The sequence below is a fragment of the Alteriqipengyuania sp. genome, from assembly GCF_964222115.1.
GTDB lineage: Bacteria > Pseudomonadota > Alphaproteobacteria > Sphingomonadales > Sphingomonadaceae > Alteriqipengyuania.
The window spans coordinates 1-3149 of the sequence record NZ_CAXQBM010000067.1; the positions used below are offsets into that span (position 1 = coordinate 1).

General features: G+C 65.8%; 2 protein-coding genes. Both read left to right on the forward strand.

Annotation, left to right across the window (positions count from 1 at the left end; genetic code table 11):
• Positions 1-70: 70 nt before the first annotated feature.
• On the forward strand, positions 71-601 hold the full coding sequence (locus ACEQXE_RS10625) for a thiamine phosphate synthase (RefSeq protein ID WP_370179177.1): 531 nt from the start codon (positions 71-73) through the stop codon (positions 599-601).
• A 109-nt stretch (positions 602-710) separates the two neighbouring features.
• Positions 711-3071 carry a DNA translocase FtsK 4TM domain-containing protein gene (locus ACEQXE_RS10630; RefSeq protein WP_370179179.1) on the forward strand — a complete coding sequence of 787 codons (2361 nt, stop codon included), beginning with the start codon at positions 711-713 and terminating at the stop codon, positions 3069-3071.
• The last annotated feature ends 78 nt before the right edge of the window (positions 3072-3149 follow it).

Below are 3149 nucleotides of genomic sequence, written 5' to 3' on the forward strand. Positions count from 1 at the left end.
GGCGATGTTCTCTTCGACTTGCGACAGGGCTGCTGCATGATCCATCGCACGCCGTTATAGCGAAGCCGACATGCTGATCCATCCCCTCCCAGACCTCTGGCTGCTATCGGACGAGCGCAACGACGCCACGCTGGAAAGCGCGCTGGAGCGCCTTCCCGACCGATCCGCATTCGTCTTCCGGCACTATCATCTTGCGGCAGATGATCGCCGCGAACGCTATAAAATGCTGCGCAGCATTTGCCGCAGCAAAAACCACCTGCTGATCCTGTCTGGCGACCCGGACTGCGCGACCGAGTGGGCTGCCGACGGCGTCTACGGCGCGCCCGGCATAATGGAAAATGCTGCACCTTTGCTGCACATCGCCACAGCGCATGATGAGCAGGAAATAGCAGCAGCGGAAGCGACCGGCGCAGACGCGATCATGCTTTCGCCCATATTCCCGACCCGCAGCCACCCGGATGCGCCTGCACTCGGGCCGGAGCGATTCCATGCGCTCGCGGACAGCACCCCGATCCCGGTGATCGCGCTGGGCGGGATGTCCGCAAAGCGCGCACGTGAGCTTGGCGTCGCACGCTGGGCGGCCATCGACGGGCTGTCCTGAGGCGCAAACGGCCCCAAAGTGCTTGACGCGGGACTCCCTGCGGATTCATGATGCGTTCCGCACCCCTACTGCCGACACACTTCGGGCCGATCCCCAGGGAGATTCCGCCATGCCCAGCAAGGCTCTTGTTCCGACCGAACTGGTCGACTGGCGCGAGGCGCTGCGCCACTCGGTGGCGCGCGCGTTTCAGATGGCGGGCGCGCTGATCCTGTTCGGCGCGATGGTGTTCCTGGGGCTCGCGCTTCTCAGCTATACGCAGACCGACCCCAGCCTTTCGACCGCCGCCTCGCCCGATGGCCCCATCGGCAACTGGATGGGCTCTGCGGGTGCATGGACGGCAGAGCGTGCGCTGTTCCTGTTCGGCTGGACTTCGGCGCTCGTCCTGCCACTGCTTTACGTGGGCGCACGCCGCTTGTGGCGCGCCGCGAACGAGGAAGAGGTCGACGAGCCGAAGCACACGCGCTGGTGGCGCCCGGTCGCAATGCTGCTGCTTGCGATGGCGCTGCTCGCGAGCGTGCTGGCGCTGGCATTCTCGAACATGGCGATGGCCCTGCCCGCGGGGCCGGGCGGCTTGGTTGGCCTGCTCGGTTCGACCGTGGTCGAGGCGATTGCGACACGCCTGATGGGCGGCGGCGCGGGCTGGCTGATGCTGGCGGTGGCGCTGGGCATGCTGGGGGGCGGTGCACTGCTCGTCGCGCGGGTCTTTGCCATCGACTGGCGCGGATTGCTGACCCTGCCGACTATCCCGAAATTCCTGACGCGCGATCGTGCCGAACCCGCCCCGGCAAAGCCCAAGCCCGACAGGCGCAAGCCGACCCCTGCCGCTGTGGAAGACGACGAGCCCGCAGCGCCCGAGGCTGCCCCGCCGCGCCGCGTGCCCAAAATCGTCGACCCCAAGGTAGCCGCCAAGAAGGCCGACAGTCACGCGATCACCCGCCAGAAGGACATGTTCGCCGATTTCGAACTGCCCGGGCTTGACCTGCTGTCCGACCGCGCGGACGCCAGCATCGTCCCGCTCGACCGGCAGGCGCTGGAGCGCAATGCAAGGTTGCTCGAATCGGTGCTCGACGATTTCAACGTGAAGGGTGAAGTCACCGCGGTGCGCACCGGCCCCGTGGTCACGATGTACGAACTGGAGCCTGCACCTGGCACCAAGGCCGCGCGTGTCATCGGCCTATCGGAAGACATTGCCCGCAACATGAGCGCGATTTCCGCGCGCGTCAGCACGGTGCCCGGCAAGACGGTGATGGGCATCGAACTGCCCAATGCCGAGCGCCAGATGGTCGGTTTCAAGGAACTCGCCGCGTGCCGCGAATTCGTCGACGCGCCGGGCGACCTGCCGATCATCCTGGGCAAGGATATCGCGGGCGAACCGATCATCGCGGATCTTGCCGCGATGCCCCACCTGCTTGTCGCGGGCACCACCGGCAGCGGTAAGTCGGTCGGCCTCAATACCATCCTGCTGTCGCTGCTATACCGCTTCACGCCCGCCGAGTGCCGCCTGATCCTGGTCGATCCCAAGGTGCTGGAGCTGAAGAGTTACGAGGATATTCCGCATCTCCTCTCCCCCGTCGTTACCGAGCCGGAGAAGACCATCCGCGCCTTGAAGTGGACGATCGAGGAGATGGAGCAGCGCTATCGCAAGATGAGCGAGGTGGGCGCGCGCAACATCACCGGGTTCAACGATCGGGTGCGCGCCGCGAAAGCCAAGGGCGAGCCGCTGGGGCGGCGTATCCAGACCGGCTTCGACCCCGAAACGGGCGAGGAAATCGTCGAGGAGAAGGAGCTAGATTACGAAGAGCTGCCGCTGATCGTGGTCATCGTGGACGAGCTGGCCGACCTGATGGCGGTGGTGGGCAAGGATATCGAGATCCTGATCCGCCGCCTGACGCAGAAATCGCGCGCGGCGGGCATCCACCTGATCATGGCCACGCAGCGCCCTTCGGTCGACGTCATCACCGGCGTCATCAAGGCCAATCTGCCCACGCGGATCAGCTTCAAGGTCACCAGCCGGATCGACAGCCGCACGATCATTGGCGAGCAGGGGGCCGAAACGCTGCTGGGCAAGGGCGACATGCTGTTCAAGCCCAATATCGGCAACCTTGCCCGCGTCCACGGGCCCTTCGTCAGCGACGAGGAAGTGGAGGCCGTGGCCGAGCATTGGCGCAAGCAGGGATCGCCCGCCTATGTCGACGCCGTGACCGAAGAGCCCGAGATGGGCGGCGGCTTCGCCTTCGAGGACGAGTTCACCGCGAGCGACAATCCGGACGAGCGCAAGTACCGGCAGGCGTGCCAGGTCGTATTCGAGAACCAGAAGGCGAGCGGCAGCTGGCTCCAGCGCCAGATGGGCGTGGGCTACAACACCGCCGCCAAGTGGATCGAGCGGATGGAGAGCGAGGGCCTCGTTGGCCCCGCGAACCACGTGGGCCGCCGCGACGTGTACCGCGACAAGGATGGCAACCCGCTCTGATCGGCCTTGGAGTGAGGGTATCCTCGCCCTCCCCTGACACACCTGACACAGTGTTATAGGGCGAAAACCTCCGCCCCC